At 42.0% G+C, this 22,176-nt stretch carries 23 protein-coding genes; 17 read left to right on the top strand and 6 right to left on the bottom strand.

Annotated features, from left to right (window positions below; genetic code table 11):
- Window positions 1–88 precede the first annotated feature (88 nt).
- From DFR58_RS19375 to DFR58_RS19360, 4 genes are all read left to right on the top strand, one after another.
- Window positions 89–1,291: a S1C family serine protease gene (locus DFR58_RS19375; RefSeq protein ID WP_242987736.1), complete on the top strand. Its 1,203-nt coding sequence runs from the start codon at window positions 89–91 to the stop codon at window positions 1,289–1,291.
- 167 nt (window positions 1,292–1,458) lie between these two features.
- Window positions 1,459–1,872 (top strand): bacteriohemerythrin, encoded by a 414-nt coding sequence (locus DFR58_RS19370; protein WP_114299775.1) that lies wholly within the window; start codon window positions 1,459–1,461, stop codon window positions 1,870–1,872.
- Window positions 1,873–1,975: 103 nt separating this feature from the next.
- Entirely contained in the window at window positions 1,976–2,143 is a 168-nt protein-coding gene (locus DFR58_RS19365; RefSeq protein ID WP_114299773.1) for an aspartyl-phosphate phosphatase Spo0E family protein, read from the top strand.
- 63 nt (window positions 2,144–2,206) lie between these two features.
- Entirely contained in the window at window positions 2,207–3,226 is a 1,020-nt protein-coding gene (locus tag DFR58_RS19360) for a nucleoid-associated protein (RefSeq protein WP_114299771.1), read from the top strand.
- 18 nt (window positions 3,227–3,244) lie between these two features.
- On the opposite strand, the gene DFR58_RS19355 is transcribed toward DFR58_RS19360, so the two are convergent.
- The 5 genes from DFR58_RS19355 to DFR58_RS19335 all read right to left on the bottom strand — a co-directional run bounded on the left by DFR58_RS19355 (window position 3,245) and on the right by DFR58_RS19335 (window position 8,229).
- Window positions 3,245–3,940 carry a response regulator transcription factor gene (locus tag DFR58_RS19355; RefSeq protein ID WP_114299769.1) on the bottom strand — a complete coding sequence of 232 codons (696 nt, stop codon included), beginning with the start codon at window positions 3,938–3,940 and terminating at the stop codon, window positions 3,245–3,247.
- On the bottom strand, window positions 3,937–5,397 hold the full coding sequence (locus DFR58_RS19350) for a sensor histidine kinase (RefSeq protein WP_114299767.1): 1,461 nt from the start codon (window positions 5,395–5,397) through the stop codon (window positions 3,937–3,939). The genes DFR58_RS19355 and DFR58_RS19350 overlap by 4 nt, the downstream gene beginning before the upstream one ends.
- An 11-nt stretch (window positions 5,398–5,408) precedes the next feature.
- Window positions 5,409–6,161 (bottom strand): ABC transporter permease, encoded by a 753-nt coding sequence (locus DFR58_RS19345; protein ID WP_114299765.1) that lies wholly within the window; start codon window positions 6,159–6,161, stop codon window positions 5,409–5,411.
- Window positions 6,148–6,873 carry an ABC transporter ATP-binding protein gene (locus tag DFR58_RS19340; RefSeq protein ID WP_114299808.1) on the bottom strand — a complete coding sequence of 242 codons (726 nt, stop codon included), beginning with the start codon at window positions 6,871–6,873 and terminating at the stop codon, window positions 6,148–6,150. Before DFR58_RS19340 ends, DFR58_RS19345 begins: the two co-directional genes overlap by 14 nt.
- A gap of 120 nt (window positions 6,874–6,993) precedes the next feature.
- A complete protein-coding gene (locus DFR58_RS19335; protein ID WP_114299763.1) occupies window positions 6,994–8,229 on the bottom strand; it encodes a hypothetical protein in 1,236 nt (411 codons plus the stop codon).
- 205 nt (window positions 8,230–8,434) lie between these two features.
- On the opposite strand from DFR58_RS19335, the gene DFR58_RS19330 reads away from it, so the two are divergent.
- From DFR58_RS19330 to DFR58_RS19320, 3 genes are all read left to right on the top strand, one after another.
- A complete protein-coding gene (locus DFR58_RS19330) occupies window positions 8,435–8,719 on the top strand; it encodes an ArsR/SmtB family transcription factor (protein WP_114299761.1) in 285 nt (94 codons plus the stop codon).
- 59 nt (window positions 8,720–8,778) lie between these two features.
- Entirely contained in the window at window positions 8,779–9,549 is a 771-nt protein-coding gene (locus DFR58_RS19325) for an enoyl-ACP reductase FabI (protein WP_114299759.1), read from the top strand.
- A gap of 139 nt (window positions 9,550–9,688) precedes the next feature.
- Entirely contained in the window at window positions 9,689–9,874 is a 186-nt protein-coding gene (locus tag DFR58_RS19320) for a hypothetical protein (protein WP_114299757.1), read from the top strand.
- Window positions 9,875–10,141: 267 nt separating this feature from the next.
- Here DFR58_RS19320 and DFR58_RS19315 read toward each other — a convergent pair whose 3' ends face one another.
- Window positions 10,142–11,065: a transposase gene (locus DFR58_RS19315; RefSeq protein ID WP_114299755.1), complete on the bottom strand. Its 924-nt coding sequence runs from the start codon at window positions 11,063–11,065 to the stop codon at window positions 10,142–10,144.
- A 235-nt stretch (window positions 11,066–11,300) separates the two neighbouring features.
- Here DFR58_RS19315 and DFR58_RS19310 point away from each other — a divergent pair, with 235 nt between their 5' ends.
- From DFR58_RS19310 to DFR58_RS19265, 10 genes are all read left to right on the top strand, one after another.
- A complete protein-coding gene (locus DFR58_RS19310; RefSeq protein WP_170138234.1) occupies window positions 11,301–12,410 on the top strand; it encodes an AAA family ATPase in 1,110 nt (369 codons plus the stop codon).
- A gap of 15 nt (window positions 12,411–12,425) precedes the next feature.
- Window positions 12,426–13,679 carry a TadA family conjugal transfer-associated ATPase gene (locus DFR58_RS19305; protein WP_114299750.1) on the top strand — a complete coding sequence of 418 codons (1,254 nt, stop codon included), beginning with the start codon at window positions 12,426–12,428 and terminating at the stop codon, window positions 13,677–13,679.
- Window positions 13,679–14,443 (top strand): type II secretion system F family protein, encoded by a 765-nt coding sequence (locus DFR58_RS19300; RefSeq protein ID WP_114299748.1) that lies wholly within the window; start codon window positions 13,679–13,681, stop codon window positions 14,441–14,443. The genes DFR58_RS19305 and DFR58_RS19300 overlap by 1 nt, the downstream gene beginning before the upstream one ends.
- 18 nt (window positions 14,444–14,461) lie before the next feature.
- Window positions 14,462–15,322 carry a type II secretion system F family protein gene (locus tag DFR58_RS19295; RefSeq protein WP_114299746.1) on the top strand — a complete coding sequence of 287 codons (861 nt, stop codon included), beginning with the start codon at window positions 14,462–14,464 and terminating at the stop codon, window positions 15,320–15,322.
- A gap of 55 nt (window positions 15,323–15,377) precedes the next feature.
- Window positions 15,378–15,587, top strand: coding sequence for a Flp1 family type IVb pilin (locus DFR58_RS19290; RefSeq protein WP_114299744.1), 210 nt, complete (start codon window positions 15,378–15,380; stop codon window positions 15,585–15,587).
- A gap of 12 nt (window positions 15,588–15,599) precedes the next feature.
- On the top strand, window positions 15,600–16,289 hold the full coding sequence (locus DFR58_RS19285; RefSeq protein WP_114299742.1) for a TadE/TadG family type IV pilus assembly protein: 690 nt from the start codon (window positions 15,600–15,602) through the stop codon (window positions 16,287–16,289).
- A gap of 18 nt (window positions 16,290–16,307) precedes the next feature.
- On the top strand, window positions 16,308–17,819 hold the full coding sequence (locus DFR58_RS19280) for a Tad domain-containing protein (protein WP_114299739.1): 1,512 nt from the start codon (window positions 16,308–16,310) through the stop codon (window positions 17,817–17,819).
- On the top strand, window positions 17,806–18,789 hold the full coding sequence (locus tag DFR58_RS19275; RefSeq protein ID WP_114299737.1) for a TadE/TadG family type IV pilus assembly protein: 984 nt from the start codon (window positions 17,806–17,808) through the stop codon (window positions 18,787–18,789). The genes DFR58_RS19280 and DFR58_RS19275 overlap by 14 nt, the downstream gene beginning before the upstream one ends.
- 19 nt (window positions 18,790–18,808) lie before the next feature.
- The gene (locus DFR58_RS19270) at window positions 18,809–20,293 is read left to right on the top strand and encodes a DUF6382 domain-containing protein (RefSeq protein ID WP_114299735.1); all 1,485 of its coding nucleotides are present in this window, start codon (window positions 18,809–18,811) and stop codon (window positions 20,291–20,293) included.
- Window positions 20,294–20,463: 170 nt separating this feature from the next.
- Window positions 20,464–21,786, top strand: a complete 1,323-nt coding sequence (locus DFR58_RS19265) for an ATP-binding protein (RefSeq protein WP_341457417.1) — start codon at window positions 20,464–20,466, stop codon at window positions 21,784–21,786.
- Window positions 21,787–22,176: the final 390 nt, after the last annotated feature.

Raw genomic sequence — 22,176 nt, 5'->3', positions numbered from 1 at the left:
TAATAATATTAAAATCAAGATAAGATAATAGAATTAAAAAAGGTGCCTTGTCAAATATGCAAGGTGCTTATATAAGGAGGTTTTGTATATGAACGGGTATAATAATTGGGAGTATAATAATTTCAGGCCGAGACAAAGGAGAGGCCCCAAAATTTTTACTTACATATGCTTAATGCTTATTACCTCTCTGGTTACGAGTGCTGCTGTAGGTGGAGCTTTATATTCCAAATTTTCAGGTGAGCTGGAAGAGGTCAGGAATACTGCTTCGGCAAGTGCATCAGGTGTGACAAAGGTGAGCAATCCCTCGGGAAATATTGCCCTTAATGATGTTCTTTCGCAAGGCTCCTCCGTTACCTCAATAGCCAAAAAGGCCAGTCCCTCAATTGTAGGAATAAGAACGACGGTAGCAAGCCAGTCGAGCAGATTTTATGATATACCGTCATCTTCGGGAGAGGGCTCGGGGGTTATTATAAGCGAGGATGGCTATATAATGACAAACTATCATGTGGTATCCAATGCAGACCCTAAAAGCGGAATAAGCAATAGAACAACTCTCGAGGTATTTCTCCACGATAAAAGACAGGTAGAGGCAGAGTTTATAGGGGGAGACAGCCAGAACGATCTGGCTGTGATAAAAATCAATCTGGACGACATAACCCCAGCAGAGCTGGGGGACTCCTCTAAGCTTCAGGTAGGAGAGCTCGCCGTGGCAATAGGCAATCCGCTGGGAATAGAGTTTATGGGTTCGGTTACATCGGGAATAGTAAGCGCCATGAATCGTACTGTTACGATAGGAGATAACACACTTACGCTTATACAAACCGATGCCGCCATAAATCCCGGAAACAGCGGAGGGGCATTGCTCAATTCACAAGGAAAGGTCATAGGCATAAATACCGCAAAGATTTCGGTGTCGGGAGTAGAGGGGCTGGGGTTTGCGATACCCATCAACATTGCCAAGCCTATTGTAGATCAGCTTATAATGTTCGGCTATGTTAAGGGAAGGCCCATGATTGGAATAGGTGGAAATGAAATAACGGAGGTGTTCTCTCAGATTTACAATATACCCATAGGTATTTATATAACGGAGGTGTCTCGGGGAAGCGGGGCGTATAATGCCGGTTTAAAGAAGGGTGACGTGCTTGTAAGCCTTGCGGGAAAGGAAGTCAAAACAATGAAGGATGTGGATACTATCAAAAAGAAGTACAAAGCGGGGGACACGGTGGATATAGTAATCGTGAGAGACGGCAAAAAGCAAAATCTCAAGCTGACATTTTCCGAGGAGAAATAAAGACGGTACTGTTAAAAACGGGTGGCGCACTGCTTAAGGCAGAGCCACCCGTTTTATTTACAATTTCAGGTATAAATATATCGGATTTGTTGTTTGAATATAAAGACAAATGGGTAATTAAATTTATAATGCCCATAGAATAGATTGATTATAAGGGAGAAGTGCCTATGTTTGAATGGAAGGCTAACTATAGCTGCAATATTGAGGAAATAGACAATCAGCATAAAAAGCTTTTTGAAATAGCGGCGAGGCTGTATGACTTAGCGTCTTTAAAGGATGAATATGACCACTATGACGAAATAGTGGCAATTATTAATGAGCTTGAGGAGTATACGGTATATCATTTTGCTTATGAGGAAAAACTCATGCTTGAAAGCAATTACAAGGACTATGAGACTCATAAAATAGAGCATGATTTTTTTATAAAAAAGATTAAGAGGCTGGAAAAAATGGACATGGAGGAAGACCAGAGCAATTCCGTAATGAAGATGATTGAATTCGTAGCAGATTGGATTTCGGCCCATATCCTTAAAGTAGACATTAACTACAAGGAGCACTTTAATTCGAGAGGAATAGTATAATAAAAATTTAATATTAAGTATATAAATTACTTATTCAACAGAAAATAACCTGAGCTGAAAATTCTGTAATTCAAAAAATATGATTCAGAGTGGTGAGGGTTTGATGGAAAAAAGAAAAGAGCTTGAAAATGAAATTGAAAGCATGAAGAAGACCTTAAATTTGCTGATACATGAAAAAAGCGAATTGGTGGATCCTGACATTACCGCGGCAAGCCAAAGGCTTGATACTCTGCTTAACAAATACTATAAAATCAATGATGAGGGTATTTAAAAATATGCTGTTTACCCATATAATATAGATTGCTAAAGAAATTTTTCAGACGGGAGATATTATATGGGCGGAGAAACCACAGTTTCAGTTAAAAAGCTTATTGTACATATACTTGACGGCAATTTGCATATGCCGTTGCTTTCGGAAGGGGAGCATCCTGAGGACAGTGAGATAGACGAGTTTGTACAAAAGCATGTAATTAAAATACTTAAGGATGAAGGACTGAAATCTTCAAGCTTTACCGGTGAGACAAACAGAGTGCGGGAAATTTGCAGGGAAATTGCATACAATAATGAGTATTTTAAGGAGGGTACATGTGAGCTGGCAGGTATCTTTTTTGGCATTATGAAAAAAAATGCCGATATACCCTCTGCAGATATGCTGTGCTGCCTGCTTGAAATGGATGGTATAATGCATCTGGGAATTTTAAAGCTCAATTACAGGAATTCTTATATACACTACGTAACAGCTATTGATAAGGGAGCCGTAAACTCTATAATAAAGCAGAAAACAGCATTGGCCCCCGAGGGACAGAAAATAGAGGAGTGTATATTGATAAACCTTCAAAATATGGATATAAGCCTTATTGAAAAAAAATATGATATAAACGGAGAAAAGGCGTTTTATATTTCAAATCTCTTTCTAAACTGCACAAGCAGCTTATCCGGAAAGGAAAAGCTCAAGATATTTAAAAAGGCTACTGAAAACTTCAGAAAGGAATTCTTTGAGGATGACTTTGCAAAGACTGCCGAAATCAGAAGGGCGGTGTCCGACAGCATTGATGAGAATAACGGCATAAATGTCATAGAGGTGGCCGAAAATGCCTTCAGCGGCAATCATGACCTGCAAAAGAGCTATATAGAGCATGTTGAGAGGGCTGGGCTTGAAGAGAGAATAGTAAAGGTCAGCGAGACTGCTGCCGAGAAAAATTTCCGCAGGCAGAAAATAAGGACAGATACAGGAATAGAAATCAACCTCCCTGTTAACTTTTATAATGATGCACAGAAGGTTGAATTTATAAACAATCCTGACGGTACTATATCAATTATTATAAAAAATATAAGCAAAATAACCGACGTATAGCAGGCCGGGGCGGAGGCTCTAGGCCCTGAATCTGTAGCCTGCGCCCCAAACTGTTTCAATGTATTGGGGATTGGAAGGATTTGCTTCAATTTTTTCCCGTATTCTGGCAACATGTACTGTGACGGTTGAAGTGTCTCCTAGCGAATCCAAGCCCCATATTTTTTCAAACAAAAATTCCCTGTCAAATACCCTGTTTGGATTCTGCGCCATAAAGCACAGAAGCTCAAATTCTTTTTGTGCAAGATTCACTTCCTTTCCGTTTACAAATACCCTTCTGGAGTCCCTTTGTATTTCAAGCCCGCGTATATTAAGAGTGAGTCCCTTGCTGCTGCTCCCGTACTTGTTTTTAAGCCTCTCATATTTTTCTATATGGGCGGTTGCTCTGGCGACAAGCTCTCCCGGCAGGAACGGCTTTGTTATATAATCATCGGCGCCAAGTCCGAAGCCTTTTATTTTATCTATCTCATCCTTCTTTGCAGATACCAGCAAAATGGGTACATCCTTTTCATCCCGTACGTTTTGAAGTATTTTCAGGCCATCCATTCCGGGAAGCATTATATCCAATATTATCAGATCGTGCTCTTCGTCCTGGATGCTCTGCATACCCGATATGCCGTCGGAACATATTTTTACCGAAAAGCCTGCCACCTCAAGATAATCTCTTTGTAATTCGGCTATTCCCTGATCGTCTTCAATTATAAGTATTTTTTTCATAAGCTTAAGTCCCCTGCCTCCCCAATTTGCCTTTTTAGTGAAATTATTATGCTTGTACCCTCATTTTCCCGGCTTTTAGCCCATATTCTTCCGCCATGCCCTTCTATTATTTGTTTTGCTATAGCAAGGCCCAGGCCGCTTCCGTTTACCCTGCTTCTTGAAAGGTCCGCGCGGTAGAACCTGTCGAATATGTGCGATAGATGGTCTTTTGATATACCTGGACCGTTGTCGCTTATTTCAATAACTGTACTGGATTTTGTGCTCCTCAGCATTATGGAAATTTTTCCGTTGGGCTTATCCATATACTTTTGTGCGTTATCAATTATATTAGTCACTACTCTCCTTAGCTTCTCCCTGTCTATAAGAACCTCTGCCGCTGTTGGAAGCATGTTGGAAAAGCTAAGCTCTATACCTGCCTTTTCCAATTCAGGCCTGCACTCTATAACGCAATCGGTAAAATATTTTACGAGGTCTGTTTTTTCAAAATTAAAAGGCATCTGGCTTAAGTCAAGCTTTGAGTATAAAAGCAGGTCATCTATCATTATATCCATCTGGGAGGCTTTTGAATATATGGTTTTTAAGTATTTATTGACTTTTTCAGGAGTGTTTGCAACTCCGTCAAGTATTCCGTCTATATATCCTTTTATTGAGGTTATGGGTGTTTTGAGATCATGGGAGATGCTGGATATCAGCATTTTCCTGTTTTCATCATATTTTATCTGAGTATGGACGGAATCCTTGAGCTTTAGCCTCATTTGCTCAAATGATCGGCAAAGCTCGCTTATCTCCTCATCACCTTCCTCAATTATTTCATATGCAAGATTTCCGCGGCTTATTTCACTTGCGGCCCTCTTAAGCCTTCTTAAGGGGCTTGATATGCTTTTTGACAGCACAAACGAAAGCATGGTGTTTGTCAATAAAAATGAGGCGATAAAAATAACAGCTGTAAAAATTATTATATACTCCATCAGCTTATCCCCTTTATCCACAGCCGCAAGCAGTATTGCATTGCCGTTTGCCCCATCCTTAAAAATAAGGGGAACCACCCTCATTATATACGAGCTGCCGTTTAAAGTTACTGAGCTGCTGAAAAGCTGATCTGCTCCTTTAGCCAGAAGCTTTTCTATATCTATTTTGCTGAAGTCTTCTGTCGAATATATTACCTCATTCTTTTTTAGCGCTATAATGCCGGCATTTAAAGCGGTGAATCTTGAGGAAATATAATCCTGAAAATCTCCTTCTCCAAGCATATCGCAGTTCATCTGAATAAAGCTGCTGTCCTCCTTAAACAGGTTATACTGCTGCTGTGTCATGCTTTTCATATTCCTATGGCCTATATCTATATTTAAAAATCTTGAGGAAATGAAAACAAGAACAAGCGCAGAAGCGATTGTCACTAAAACAGGGATTATAAAAATTGCGGCGTTTGAAATAATTAAGCGTTTTTTTAAAAGCATAGGCCCACCCTTTAAAGGTCCTTTTTATCAAACAAATAAAATGCTGCCGTAAAGGCTGTTATGGAATATCCCAGCATTATGAGAAACAGTCTTAAGGCTTTTAATACGGGGATACTGTCAGCAATCCAGAGGTTGTACCAGTCCAGCATCGAGGTTACAAACAGGCTTGAATACTGTGGAAATACATAGCCTAAGGCCTTGAGCACTATATACAGAAGGATTGACATAAAAAATACTGCCGATCCGCTTTTTAAAATATTTGCAAAAACTGAAATAATAATGGCAAGTGTCATAACAGGAATAACTGTAACAAAATAAGAAATAAGTATTCTCGCAATTGCTGTTGCCGATATTGAAGCAGAGTTAAATAAAAAGCCTGTAAGTGTAGATAGAAGCATAACCACAATTAGGTTTGCCAAAACAAAAAAGCCTACGGCGGTCAGCTTTGCAGAGAAAATTTTCAAGCGGCTGATTGGTCTGGTAAGTATAATTTTCATATTATTATGAGAAAACTCGCCTGCAAAAACATCTATTGTAACAAGAGCAGTAAATAATGGAAGTATAGTGTTGGTAAATACCGAGAGAACCAGAATGGGAAATTCAGTTCCTCCTGCTGTTCTAAGGCCAAGCCCGTTTCTTATTCCCGTCACCATAAGCTGGCCCAGAACAATAACCACAAGAGAAATTATTACTATTACTGCTGCCTTCTTTTTTTTATACATTTTTTCCACTTCATTGGTCAATGCCGCCTTAAATGCTTCCATTCCGTTCCACCTCGCTTATAAAGTAGTTTTCCAGTGATGCATAGTTTGCCAGTATGTTATCGGTGTAATCTATACTTAGCATTTTTCCGTCAAGTATAATTCCTATTTTATTACATGTCAGCTCCACATCATGAATAAGGTGGCTTGATATTAAAAATGTGGAATTCTGTGTATCCGATAAATGCTTTATAAGCCTTCTCATTTCAACCATTCCCTCCACATCCAGTCCGTTTAAGGGCTCATCCAGTATGACAAGCTCGGGTCTGGACAGTATGGAGGAGGCTATTCCAAGCCTTTGCTTCATCCCCAGAGAAAAGTTCTTGGTTCTTTCGGCTTTATATTTTATAAGGCCTGTAATTTCAAGCACCTCGTCTATTCTTTTATCATCAATATCCCTGTAGTATCTCGAAGCCTGCTTCAGATTTTCGTATGCCGTCATATAAGGGTATGACTCCACTGTTTCAATAATACAGCCCACCTTTTCCATGGCCGATTCAAAGCTGTCATGGATGCTGTGGCCAAAAATTTTAACATCTCCGCTGTCAGCCCTCATGAGCCCCGTCATTATTTTCATTGCAGTTGTCTTCCCTGCGCCGTTGGGGCCTAAAAAGCCGAAAATTTCTCCCCTGTAAATTTCAAAGTTTATATCGTAAATACCTCTTTTATTTTTATACGTTTTTGTAAGCCCGCTTACCTCCAGAACCTTTTCCATGTTCTTGTCCATTTGCTTCCTCCAAAATTAATTTATACCCTGCAATATTATTATTACCCCTCCCCAAGGGTTCAGTCCGGGAAGGGGTAAATATATTATAAAACATCAGAGAGGGCTGTCTTAATCAAAGACTCTTGAAAACATTGAGTCAAACGAACCCGAGAAGCTGCCTCCCAGATGAAGCCTTATACCGCTGGGGTCAAAGTATATCTCCGAAAGCTCCATGAAGGAATCCTTGTATTCAAAGGTTACATTGTAAGAATTCTGAATTTCTCCGTTAATGTTGAATTCGGTAATATTAGTGCCATACTCATCGGCATATTCCTCTTTGTAGACCTCATGATATTTTGCGGACAATGTTTTTTCAGCTACGTTTTGAACATCTATAATTCTTTCTCCAATTTTGACTGGCACTCCATCCTTTTCGATTACAATGTCGCTTTTATATTTGCCTATATGCTTTGCCGATATTCTGTTCTCATCTTCTGAAGCCTGCTTGTGTGTTTGTACATTCTTACCGGACAGATCAGGCTTTTCAACAAGGGTTGTGTTAATATCGGTGAGCTTAAGCAGTATTTCCATTGTAAGGTCGTGGGAAACCCCGTCCTTATCCTTGCCTGACAATATTCCTGAGGCAAGAACGCTTTCTACTATTCCCTCCTTATTAACTAATGCGTTTCCTTTTATGCTTTTAACGAAAATATCCTCCGCTATTTGAGGAAGGGGCATGGAATCATTGCTTCTTACCCTTTCCGAAACCATCTGCTTAATCCCGAAGGAAGAAACAGCGTTTACCAGAGCAGGAATCTGAGCCTCGCTCAACGAGCCGGAAAGCTCACGGCTTCCGTCGGGCTTTTCGTCAACTACTACGTAATCCTTAAGCCCCCCTACAAGCGCGTCTATAATCTTTTCCACATCCTTTGCTCTTTCCTCATCAAAGGGATTGTTAAAAACAGAGCTGTTTTTGATAGGGGATGTAAATTCCGTTACATAATAGGTATCGTCTACGCTGTTATAATATATGCGGGAGTTTTGATCCCTGTATGAACGTGATTCTGTCTTAGAACCGTCAAACTCATGGGATACCGAAGTATGTGCTGATCGTTGGTTTGCGTTGTCTGTTTTTGATACACTGCTTTGTGAGGAAAGCACTTGATTGTTGTCCTTTAAAATAAAGGATGCCTCAAAGGTGAAGCTTTGCACCTTCTCCTCAAGAGCTGCGGCGGTTGTCTTTGCTGCATCCTTCAATTCGTCATAGCCTGTTCTTGACGCTATATCGGCAAAGGCGGTTGTACCCAGAAGTGCAAATCCCACACAAAAGCTTACGGCCATAACAAGCTTTTTGTTTTTTTTCATTTTAATATTCTCCTTTCCTAAGAATATACATAAGTACTTAGTATAATACTATCTTATATTATACTTGTTGATTTAGTCTAACGTAAGTATTAATAAAATATTAACAAAACAATTTATGACCAGGTAATATAACTTCTTGACAATTTAATTTTATATGATAGACTATTAATAGTTTGAAGGAAATCGAACTGTAAGGATAAAGCGGATGGATGAGACAAAGAGCAGTGACAGGGCATTGAGTATATTCAGTGCTTTGTCGGATAAGACAAGACTTAGCATTATAAGAGAGCTTTTAAAAGGGGATAAGCCCTGTGCGGAGCTGATTTCGGGCTTTGGCCTGAGCAAATCCACCTTTTCGCACCATGCAAAGGTTCTTGCCAGAAGCGGGCTGGTTAAATTCAGAAGGGAAGGCAAATTTCTCTTTTTTTCTCTGGAAAGGGATCTTCTTAAGGGGTCCATTGAGGTATTTATAGAAGGAGAAGGGCATTAGGGGAAATAATTAAAAGGGAGAAATATTTTATTTTAAGAGGAAGAAAGGATGGAAGCTATATGGGCACACTGTTAAAAAACAAGAACATACTTATAATGGGTGTAAGGAACAAATGGAGTATCGCATGGGGGATAGCCAAGGCTGCTCATGAGGAGGGTGCCAATCTTATATATACATATCTCGGAGAGCGCGAGAAGGAGGGAGTGGAAAGCCTGGTTTCTTCGCTTGGGGAGGCGGGAATTTATAAGTGCGATATAACCTCTGATGAGGAGATTGACAAATTGTTCGAGGATCTGAAAGCTAAGTATGGAGTTATTCACGGAATAGTACACGCTATTGCTTACGCAAAGGGCGAGGATATACAGAACGGGTTTGTAAACACCTCAAGGGACGGATTTGCACTGGCTATGGACATCAGCGCGTATTCTCTGACTGCGGTAAGCCAGAGGGCCAAGGACATAATGACTGAGGGCGGGAGCATTGTTACATTGACATATATGGGGGCAGAAAAGGTATTCCCGGGCTACAATATAATGGGTGTGGCCAAGGCGACTTTAGAGGCGGGTGTAAGGTATCTTGCTTCCGATGTGGGGCCTGCAGGAATAAGGGTCAATGCCATATCTGCGGGGCCTATAAAAACTCTTTCCGCAAAAGGAGTTAAGGATTTCAACAGCATACTGGATTCGGCCGATCAGAAGGCACCTTTGAGAAGAAGGATAGACCATGAAGATTTAGGGGGCCCGGCGGTATTTTTCCTTAGCAATATGTCAAAGGGTGTAACCGGGGAGATAATGCATGTCGACTGCGGGTTTAACATAATGGGAGTATAAGCAGCCGGAGATTAATATACTAGCTCTGCCGCCTTTTTAAATGAGGCCGCAGGGCTTTTTTATTTTTAGATATATGAATTAAATTTGCTTATGGGCAGATAATAATAATACTATATAAATTACAGGAGGAGCTTATTATATGAGCCGTAAGGATATACTTCAAGAAATAAACAGGCTGATTGAGGAGGATGGGGGAGCACTTGGGATACATGATCTGGCAGGCCTAAAAGCTTTTTTGGGAGAGGACTCAAACAAAAGGCTGGAGGTGTACGACCGAATCGAGGAACTGGGAAGCATTCTCATAATGGGCCAAGGAATGTGGTAGGGGGACGCTTCTTAATAAAACACATTTTTAGTTCAAATAAAAAAGCTAAAACCATATTTTTCGGTACCGTAGATTTTTCTTGGGTACCGAATGAATAGAGGAAAATAGGAAATGGCGGGCGTTTCTGTTTTGCAACTTGGCGATGCTCCTTTTATTAAACGCCTTAGGCGTTTTAATATTGTTTTGGGCACAACAAAAATAGACCGTTGCGTACTATGCATGGCCTATTTAGAAATTTAAATCGTCTTCAAAGCTTTACCTTAAAGGCTATCCCATTTGAATTAATGAATTGAAGGCATTGTTATACTGCATGTTCTCTTTAAGCAGTTTAAATCCCTCATTTGACAGCCTTGATACGCCGCCCACCGACATATTGCCTATATACCTGCATATGCTTTTATATGTATACCCGCACAACACCCTCATTATATAAGTCACAAAAGCTCTATTACTGCTGGTTTCCCGGCTGTGCTTCCTTCTTAGGCCTTCTTCCAGTCTCTCTCCAAGAAATTGGCCCACCTTTAGCATTATCTCCTCAGGAACTCTATTCCTTACAATATAGTGTTTTTCACTGTTGTATACATTTTCAGTGTATGCCCTTATAATACTGTCATCCACTTCCTTCATTATGCCGGTATCTCTCATTGACTCTGTAAAAGCCCTGTACTTTTCCCGGGCTGCTTTTTTGTCCACGCCAAAGTGAGCGAGTATAAAGTTTACGTCCACTATTTCCTCAAGATCCTTCCTCAGGCCCGTATATATTCCATAGGATGAATACCTGTAGAGCGCCTCTCTTCCGGCGTATTCGGGCAAATCCTTAGCGTTGTTGTGTATATATGCCGACAGTGTCAGGCTGTATGTATCGCTGTCTACTATCGAGCTCGCGAACCTGCCCTGATACAGGTGCCCGTGGCGGTTGTATTTTCTGTTGAAGTAAGCTACATAAGCATTGTTAAGGCAGCGCATGAATAACGATATGTCATATCCGCAAGGGTTTATATAAATATGTACATGATTATCCATAAGGGTATAAGCGTATATTTTACAGCAGTATTTGTCTTTATACCGCTTAAGCAGAGCAAGATAATAGTCCTTATCCTCGTCGCACTGGAAAAGGTCTATTTCGCTTATGCTTCTGGACATGATATGATACATGCATTCTTCAGATTTTTTCCTTGCTGCTCTTGGCATTATACCCACCTCTTGGGGCTATTATATAATATCAGGCATAATTTGTCAAGAACAAATGTTCTAAGGGCGGGAGCGTCCCCCTAACCCCCTTGCAAAAATACAATACTTTACAACAAATTAAATAAAAATATAAAAATTGACAAATAGTGCATAAATAGATATAATTACAAGGAGATAATATACAGAACTAGAAAAGTTTATATTTGTTTACATTTTAAATCGCGGGGGGATGTTAATGGGGTGCATAAGCCTTGTTATTGCTGACACTGACGAGTCGTATATTGAGGCTCTTTCCGTATATCTTATGGAGGAGCACTCACAGAGGTTTGAGATAAGCTGCTTTACAGGGCGGGAGCCATTGGAGAAGTTTATATCGGAAACTGCTAAGAGAATACAGATTCTTCTAATAACCCCACAGTTGCATAAAGGTATTGAGTACTCACATAAGGTGGACACGGTGATTTTGCTTCATCCAGGAAATCCTCCCTGTGAGGAGGGGGAACTCCCCGGGGTGTGCAAGTATCAGAATGGGGGCAAGTTGGCGGCGCAGATCGCAAATATTCATTTTGAGAATACCAGCGAAAAGTTTTTTATGCCGGACGGCGGAAAGCAAGCAAGGGTTATTGCGGTATACTCACCTTCGGGAGGTGCGGGTAATACCAGCGTTTCCATAAGCTTAAGCATTTGCGGAGTTCAAACGGGATTGTCGGTATTTTATTTGAATCTTGAGGAGATAAGCTCTATACCGTCATATTTTAATTCGGAAAATCCTCAGAATTTGTCAAATATATTTTACTACCTCAGGGAAAAAAATAAAAACATGGCACTGAAAATTGAAGGCGCCAGATGTATTGATGTAAGATATGGAGTACACTATTTTCTGCCTCCCGACAGCAGCATGGAATTTGATGAGATAAGCGCGGAAGAGCTCAGAGAGCTTGTGAGTCAGCTTAAAAGAACGGGAAAATATGACGCTGTTGTGATAGATATGCCTCACGGGCTGAATCCCAGCTGCCGGGAGCTTATGAAGCTGTGCGACAAGCTGGTTTTTGTGACCTCCCATGATAATATGTCCATTGCAAAATTCCGCACCTTCAACTCGCAGCTGGATCTGCTGTGGGATGGCAGCGGAAGTGAAATTGCAAAAAAGTCATTGCTTGCAGTAAATAAATATAATGCTCTTATAGCGCAGGGAAATGCAATACAGGGAAATGACATGCCTGCCGTAACCGTCCCGCTCATTACAGGGCACAACGTAATGCGTGCGGTGATGCTTACACCGGGGATGGATACCCAGTATATGAGGACTGTTCGCAGCCTTGCGGAGCGGTGCTTCCGGCAATAGATGGGGGGATGCGATATGGATGCCTCTGAAAGAAGCCTTTTGATAAACGACATCAGAAGCGCGGTGAGCGAGGGCCTTGATTTAAAAAAGGACATAAAGGATGATGAAATCAAGGAGGCTATTGAGAGCGAGGTGTTTGAAAGAGCACGGCGAAGGCATTTGACCGCCTCTGAGAAGCACGACATAATAAGTGCGGTGTTCAACTCCATGAGGAGGCTTGACATACTTCAGCCCATCCTTGATGACAGCTCCATTACAGAAATTATGGTCAATGGCACCAGAGGAATTTTCATTGAAAAGGAGGGCAGGCTTATAAAGCTTGAGGCACGCTTTGAAGACATGGGCAGGCTTGAGGATGTTATACAGTCCATTGTTTCAAAGGTAAACAGAATGGTAAATCAGGCCTCCCCCATTGTAGACGCGCGCTTGAAGGACGGCTCGAGGGTAAATGTGGTTCTCCCTCCCATATCTCTGGACGGGCCGGTTATAACAATAAGGAAGTTTCCTGACAAGCCAATAAGCATGAAGCAGTTGATTGAATACGGCTCCATTACGTATGATGCCGCGGAATTTCTCAAAAAAATGGTGGCGGCCAAGTACAATATATTTATATCGGGGGGGACGGGCTCGGGAAAGACCACCTTTTTAAACGCGCTTTCCTCCTTTATTTCCTCAGATGAGAGGATAATAACCATTGAGGATTCCGCTGAGCTTCAGATTACCGGAATAGATAATATTGTAAGACTGGAGACGAGAAACGCCAATACCGAGGGAAAGGGCGAGATAAGCATAAGGGATTTGATAAGGACGGCGCTTCGAATGAGGCCGGAAAGGATAATCGTCGGGGAGGTGCGCGGAGCGGAAGCTATTGATATGCTGACAGCTATGAATACAGGGCATGACGGCTCTCTTTCAACAGGACATGCCAATTCCACGAGGGACATGCTAAAAAGGCTGGAAACCATGGTGATGAGCGGCGCTATGATGCCGGCAGAGTCTATAAGGCAGCAGATATCCTCCGCTATTGATATTGTGATACACCTTTCGAGGCTGAGGGACAGGACAAGGCGTGTAGTGGAAATAAGCGAGGTAGGGGACTGCGAGGAAGGAAAAGTTGTCTTAAACCCTCTGTTTATATTTAAGGAGGAGGGGCAAGCTCCGGGAAACGATATAATGGGGGCGTTAAAAAGGACAGGAAATAAAATGACAAGGCTTAATAAGCTAACCATGGCAGGAATGGGGACAGAATATCCCCAGGGGGTGGTTTGATGGACAGAGAAGAAGGCAAGCTTACCGACTATAACAGCTATAAAATGCAGTTTAAGGAAAAAGTCCTTTATACTCTTATATGCGGAGCAGGGATATTTGTCGTAGCATATATTTTTTACCGAAGCCTTATAGCGTGTGTTCTGTTGTGCCCTCTCGCTCTTTTTTACCCCCGGATGAAGACCACGGACATTATTATTAAAAGGAAAAGTGAGCTGAACATACAGTTTAAGGACATGCTTTATTCTCTCTCCTCCTCGCTTGCTGCGGGAAAATCTGTTGAAATGGCTTTTACAGATGTGCGAAGGGATATGAGTGTAATATATCCTGATGACGGCACAGATATAATTAAAGAGATTGAATGCATATTAAGAAGGCTGGAAATGAATGAGACAATTGAAGGCATACTTTTTGACTTTGCACAGAGGTCTCATCTTGAGGATGTGGAAAATTTTGTGGATGTGTTCCATACCTGCAAGAGAACGGGGGGAAATATAATTGAGGTAATTAAAAACACCTCCAACATTATCAGCGATAAAATTGAGATAAAGCAGGAGATAGATACACTGCTTGCACAGAGAAGGCTTGAGCAGAGGATACTAAATGCCATGCCAGTCGGGATGGTGCTTATACTTACTGTAAGCGCAGAGGACTACATAGCGCCTGTATTCAGCCATCCCGCAGGCAGGGCGGCAATGACGGCGGCGTTGCTTCTTCTGGCTCTGGCATTCTATATTTCTAAAAAAATAATAGATATAAGGGTTTAACGATGTGAGGTGTAAGTAATGATATTTGCTTTTTTTGTTGCTGCCGGAGGTATGACGGTACTGCTTATTATATCCCGGGACAGGTATAAGGAGCTTATTAGACCTGTGGATCGAAGGATATACGCGCTGAAGGAGCTGATGCCCATAGGCCTGTATGTCATGGAGCTTATACGGTATAAATATTCAACACGGTATGACCGCGGGCTTCTCGACAAGCTCACGGAGCTTTACGGAGCGAGGTATTCACAATATTATCTTAGAATTCACTGGGCAAACAAAATATCGGCTCTTATTGCCGTCACTGTGATTACGATGCTTTTTGGAGCGGCAACGGGGCCGGACAAAGGCCTTGCCGTGTTTGGCGCCGTGATGCTGGGGGCGGTATTCTATCTTACCGATAGGGAGCTCTATAAAAGAGTCAAAAAAAGGCGGATAGATATACAGCTTGATTTCCCTGATTTTATAAACAAGCTTACTCTTCTTATCAATGCGGGGATGACGGTTTCAGGGGCATGGAGGCGCATTTCGGAAGACAGCAAAAGAGACGGGCCTTTATATCAGGAGCTTAAAGAAACGCTTGCCGAGATAGCGGGAGGAAAGCCTGAAATTCAGGCATATGAGAATTTCGCAAAGAGGTGCAGAATACCTCAGGTAACTAAGTTTATATCCATTATTATTCAGAATCTCAAAAAGGGAAATTCAGAGCTCATTCCCATACTCAGGCTTCAGGCGGGAGAGTGCTGGGATATGAGGAAAAGTACTGCCAGAAGATTGGGGGAGGAAGCGTCTACTAAGCTTTTATTTCCTATGATGATAATGTTTTTAGCCATTTTAATTATTGTGGCGATGCCCGCAATGCTGGCGATGCAGGGAATTTAGCGCGGAGCCTGACTTGAAAAATACAGTAATACAGCAGTTAAAGGGGGTGAGAGAAATGCTTACGATGTTTAAAAGGTTTATCAAGGAGGAGGATGGTCTGGGCACGGTGGAAATAGTGATAATCATAGCTGTTCTTGTTGGAATAGCACTGATATTTAGGAGCACTATTATAGATTTTGTAAAGGGAATGCTGACCAAAATTTTTAGTGATGACAAGATTAAGGATGCCGGCAATGTGGATCTGGGGACAATCAGTACCGATTGAGGAAGGGCGGCTATGAAGGCATTAAGGAGATTTTCCCCGGACAGGGGAAGCACCACGATAGAGGCTATATTGGTGGTATGGTGCATAGTTATAGTGCTTGCGGCGGTTATTTACTCTTTTTTGATAATGAATCAAAGGGTGCTGCTTGCTTCCATAGCGTCTAAGGCGGCACAGCAGGGCGTGGAGGTATGGCTGGACGAAGCGCGGTCAATGGAGGATGGCTTTCTGGACACAACCAGAAGAACCGGGCTGAAGAGCTTATACAGCCAGCTTACCGACGGGATGCTTTTCAGAGGCGGGGAGTACGAGGAATTTCTGGATGCCGGAACTATAAACGGCAATAGCCCGGCGGCTGAAGGGGATATTAAGGTTTTGAAAATAAGGAATTGTGTGGTGCGGGATATGAAAAAAGGCCTGTTAAAACCTTTATCTACATATATGAAAGTTGAATTTAAAAATATTTTAATACAGAGAGAGATAAAGGTGACCCTTCAGCAGGAGATAAGCATTCCCCTTGGAGGGATAAAGGCGATATTTGACGGGAAAAGCACCCTTACCCTGGTTGCAGTGGGCACGGCAGATGTATCGGAGCCTGCCGAGTATATAAGGAATATTGATTTGCTTGCCGAATACTCCTCCAAGGGTTTTAAGGCATCAGGCATTTCCGCAAAGCTGGAGCAGCTTAAGGAGAGGTTTAAATAGCTTGGGGGAGGGTATGAAATGGGGGTGTTTGGAAGCAACCGGGGCGCAATTACAGTTTTCCAATGTATTATACTGATGGCACTTTTAATATTCAGCGGTGTAATGGTTGATGTGTGCAGAATAGCTGTTGCCGAAAGGCGGGTGCACAGCAGCTTAAACAGTGCGTCAAGGTCGGTGCTTGCGGGATACAGCCCTGAATTGGCGGGAGATTACGGGATATTTGCTTTAAATGCCTATCAAGGTGCAGATGCCGCTAAACAAGAGCTTATTAAATACCTCTCTGTGAATTTAAAGGAAAATCACAAAAATTTTAAATTTATAGACTATGCTATTGAGGAGAATAAAACGGACGTTCACGCAAGGAATAATCTTGCAGACAGTGATGATAATGCTCTGAGAGAAGAAATTTTAAAATACATGAAGTACAGGACACCCATTGCAGTTACCGAAACTGTTATTAAGAAGTTCAATATGTCAGGAATATTTGACAAAAAGGATTCTGCACGAAGTGAAGAGAGTGTGAGGAAAGAGTTTAAGGAGTGGGAGAAAAGCATTGAGAGTGAGGGGGACGAGACAGAAGATTCCCCGGCCTCTGAGCAAGACTTTGAGGCATGGGAGGAGGAGCCTCCTTCGGCGGATGAGGACAGCATTACCAAGCTTAATGATCTGGAGAAGGTCTTGGGGGAATTTTTAGGTCTGAAATCCATAAATGAAGCATGGCTTATAGATTTTGACGAGGTTAGAAAGATCATGGGGATACGAGACATTGAAATGGGAGATTTGAGGAAGGGAGTAATACAATACTCTGAGGATTCGGCAGAGCTTGCGGAAAAGGACAGTGAAAACATTCTGGCATTTTTGGACAATGTAAAAAATGCTATGGAGGCCGGCACCGAGAACATATATGTTACAGAGTACATAATGGACAGATTTACTTATCATAGCTCGAGCGTAAGAAGGGACCACTTTTTTGAAAAGGGAGAGGTGGAGTATATTCTGTGGGGGGACAGACGGGAAAATCTCAATATTTCAAATACTGTTGCGGCAATAGGGTTTTTAAGATTTGCTATAAACTCAGTGGATTATTTTGCCACAAGCAAGATTCCCCATCCCATATTTCGCCTTGTGTATGCCATAGCAAGGGGAATGGTAAGAGCGGGAACCGACTGTTATGAATTATATAAAGGAGGCTCCATAGACATCTGCCCATCTCTTAAAAATTCATTTATAACGCTGGATTATGCAGACCATCTCAGGGTGTTTTTACTTTTGCAGGCGGCGATGGACAGGGACGGGCAGCTAAACAGGGTGAGGCAGCTTATGCAGGTAAACTGCAAAAGACCGGGTACCGACTATGTTTTGCAAAATCCCGATTTCGAGCTGTCGGATTACAGCACCTCCATACATTGCAGAGCGGTTGTTAAAATCAATCTGTGGTTTTTGCCCTTGCTTCAGACGGACAAGCTGGGAATTAAGGGCTTTGAGGGAGGTAAATATGTCATAGAGAAGGATTTTTATGCTGCGTATTGATAGATTGAAGAAGGGCATTAAAAATAATTCAAGAGGCTCGATTACTGTAGAGGCGTGTATATCGTTTCCTGTGCTGCTGTTTTTCCTTTTGCTTTTTATATTTTTTATAAGGATAGGATATGTGAGCATTGCTCTAGGCCATGCTGTAAATGAGACAACAAAGCAGCTTGCGGCTTCCGCTTATCCTATAGGTATGCTGAACTGTCTGGAGGATGAGCTGTTTTTGGACGCCGCCGAAGGGTATACCCTTCCGTCCTTTGAGGATGAGATAAGCGCACTTAAGGATAAAACTTTGAGTGATGCGGGGGCTTCTTTAGCTGCCTCATTGCTTTCGGGAAATGCCGAGGACAGCACTCATGACGGAATGACGGAAATTTTGGAGGTATTTGAGGCGGCTTTAAAGGATTACGCTGTGAAAAGGCTGGGAGAGGGCTACTACCATACAAAGCACAAGCTGAAAAACGTAGTGGTAATTTATTTTCTAAACAACTTTATCGATCAAAAGTCCGTAGATCCCGAAAAAGTGAGATGCTCTTTCATACAAATACCACAAAGCAATGCGGAACGCATGTTGAGGCTGTCGAATGCGGAATATCTTAAGGCATGTGAGCAAATAGGCTATACTCCTGAGAAGGATGATGTTGTAATTTCCGTAGAGTATGCCGTAAATATTCCCGTCCCTTTTTTTAAAAGGCAGGTGCTTCTTAGATATACGAGTGTGGAAAGAGCATGGATGAATGGAAGAAACGGAGTATATGGAGGAGAAGCCGACAGTTCTGTAGAGGAAAGCTATGGCAGCCTTAAGGAGGATATTGTATACATTACCAAGACGGGAAGCAAATATCATAAGAGTGATTGCCCGTGCCTTTCCTCAAGCAAAATCCCCGTTTATATTAAAGAGGCATTGGAAAAGGGGTATGGAAGGTGCGGAGTTTGCAGCAATAAGGGAAAATGGAATTTCTATAAATAGGGGGAGGCTGTGAAAGGATATGATGAATTTGATCGAGGGGAGATTTAAGTTTGGCTTTGAGAGCGGAGGCTCATCCAGCTATATGGTGGCGAGGATTTTAGGAAATGAGGCTGTGAAAGGCTATCAGCTTGAAATGATATCATACAGCCCGTCAAGCAGTATGCTTCCCGTGCATATGAGGAGCAAGGATAACTCTTGCGCGCTGTATTATGATATAACCTCTAAAATAACTCTTTCCATGTTCTTAGAGAGGACAAGGCTTGGCAGGAATGAACTTATAGCAATTCTTGAAGGCATAGCCAAGGCAGTTTTGGGATCAAAGGAATACCTTTTGCAGCAAAACGGATTTCTTATGCATGAGGACTATATTTATATAAATACAGACACCCGACAGATATTTATGGCTTATCTGCCGGTAAATATTGACGTTGACATATCCAAAAGCTTTAAGGAGCTTATAATCAGGATTATTACGATGCTGGCGGATATAGAGGAAGCTGCCGGCGATAATTATATACAAAGGATTTTAGGGTGCATAAAGCAGGAAAGCTTCAGCATTAAAATGTTTGCCGCGCTTTTAACGGAACTGAGAAGCGGCGCAGCGCACGGCGAAGCCGCGCAGGGAGAAAAGAGGCAGGCAGAAAAGGTGAGGGAGCCTGAGAGCGTACAAGGCGATAGTGAGCGTCAGTCCTTTTGGGCTGGCAAGGAAAAGGGAAAAAAGCAAAAGGGTTCTGGCGGGTTATTCCAGATCCCTCCTGTACCTTTTTCAGACCTTGAGGCAAAGCCAAAGAACAAGGAAGGGGTACGCACGGAACCAAGGGAAAGCGCCCAAAGGGCAGGAACGGCTCTGGTGCTGTCACAGACGGCGATTATAGCTGTTTTGGCGGTAATATTTGCGTCAGGTATTCTTAATGCTTTAAATGACGGGCATACGGCGGCGACATACGCAGGACTTATTATGATTGCCGGAGCGGCTGATTTCCTCATAATAAGAAGGATTCTAGGTAAAAAAGATGCTTCCGGGCATGGCGGGGAGGAGGAAGCTGTGACTCCTTCTGCCATAGAAAATCTGCGGGCAGAAGCGGAGGATATTGAGGTTGAAATGGCTGAAAATGCTGCACCGCCTGCAAGAGAAAACCTGCTGTGGCAGAGCAATACCGTGTTTTTGAGGGGGGAGAGGAACGGCGAGCCGTATTTGCTGGGTTGTGGGGAGGAAGGAGAGGAAAGGATCAGAGTGACAAAGAACAGCTTTATAATAGGGAGGCTTAAGGGGCAGGTGGATCATGTGTGCGTTAATAATACAATAGGCAAGATACATGCCCAGATAGTAAAACGGGGATCGCTGTTTTATATAAAGGATTTGAATTCCAGAAACGGCACCTTTATAAACGGTGTCAGAATGACCTGCAATATTGAGTATGAGCTTAAGGACAGCGACAGGGTTACGCTTGCAAACAGCGACTATGTATTCAATGTGCCGGGGCGCAAGATATTGAAGAGGTAGTTGGCTAAGGCTATACGTGAAAACTTATTCTATAAATCACTTTCTACCGCCAATGTAGCAAAGTGCTATTAAGCTTTTTTATTATAATTGACAAACAAAATACATTAGGCTATTATAAATATTAAAAATGCAATTCCAATTGCATTTTTAATATTTATAATAGGACGGAAGTGATAGTATTGAGACGTTTAATATTAAATGAACTAATAAAGTGGAAGAAGCGAAAGGATAGAAAGCCTTTAATTCTAAAGGGAGTGCGGCAATGCGGCAAAACTTATATTCTAAACGAATTTGGCAGAGAAAATTATGATGAAGTGTCGTATTTTAATTTTGAGGGAAATCCGTCTTTAGCTGAGCGTTTTGAGCAGGATCTGGATCCTAGGCGCATTATTACGGAGCTGGGTATATTAGGTAAAAAAGCTATTAAGCCCATGAAAACCCTTATAATTTTTGATGAGATTCAGTTTTGCAACAAGGCATTGACCTCCTTGAAATATTTTTATGAAATGGCTCCCGAATATCATATTGTATGTGCCGGTTCTCTTTTAGGGATTGCACTGTCAAAACCGCTGTCTTTTCCCGTGGGAAAGGTTGATTTTCTGACTCTTCGGCCTATGTGCTTTTATGAGTTTGCACTCGCCAATGAAGAACAAATGCTGCTTGATTATATTGAAAGCTTAAGCTCTTATGAGACTGTTCCGCAAATGTTTGCAGATAAGCTGTCAGCTCTTCTTAAGACCTATTATATAACCGGGGGAATGCCGGAGGCTGTTGCTAAGTGGATTGAAACTAAAGACGTTTCTGAGGTTGAAAGAATACAGGATGTTATTTTGGACTCATACGAGGTGGATTTTGCCAAGCATGCCCCGGCAGCAGACTTTCCTAAGATGTCTTTAATATGGAAAAGCATTCCCGGACAGCTAGCCAAGGAGAACGGAAAATTTGTATATGGTCATGTAAAGTCCGGTGCAAGGGCTAAGGATTTGGAGGATGCCATGCAGTGGCTTGTGGATGCGGGAATGGTGTATAAGGTATGCAAGATCGAAAAGCCGGCGATACCATTGTCTGCTTACTCAAGCACAGGATTTTTTAAGCTTTATATTTCAGACACAGGCTTGCTGAGAAGAATGTCAAGACTTCCTGCGGCTTCAATATTTGAGGACTCAAGGCTTTATGAGGAGTTTAAAGGTGCGTTGACGGAAAATTATGTTTTAGCGGAGCTTGTTAATGTTCAAGGAGATATGCCATTTTATTGGAAGTCAGGGAATACCGCCGAAGTTGACTTTGTAGCTCAATTTGATGAAAGGATTGTACCCATTGAGGTTAAGGCTTCAACAAACGTGAAGGCTCGCAGCCTGGGTGTATATAGACAAAAATACTCGCCGGAGGTGTCTGTCAGGACTTCAATGCTTAACCTGAAAAGGGATGACAACCTGTTAAGCATCCCGCTATATATGCTCTGGACAATTGACAGGATGGTTAAACAGGGGTAGTAGATATCGGGTCTAATTATTCAAGCCCGCATAAAAAGAAATAAAGAAAGCCGGAACACCTCTGATTTGTCTATATACTCCCTTAAGTCCACAGGCAACGGGGGATTAGGGAGTTAGAAAACAAAATATATGCATCACAACAGACTGAAACATTAAGCCCGTCTCCCCCGAAATCCTGTGTCCTAAGGAAAACAAAAGTGCTGTATACGGGTTCACCCATACACAGCACACATATTTCTAAACCATGTGCAATACAGACGTACATACAAAATCATAAACACCTCCTTGCTATAAAACCTGTCTTTAGGAGTAAAAAGAGAAAAATGGTGCTAAACCTCAAAATGCGTAGTTTAGCATCATTTTTATTTGTGAGTCATTAAGAAAGTAATT

This window comes from Anaerobacterium chartisolvens (assembly GCF_003337415.1).
Taxonomy (GTDB): Bacteria; Bacillota; Clostridia; order Acetivibrionales; family DSM-27016; genus Anaerobacterium; species Anaerobacterium chartisolvens.
Note: the sequence above shows the minus strand (reverse complement) of the source record. Positions and strands in the feature narration are given on the sequence as shown.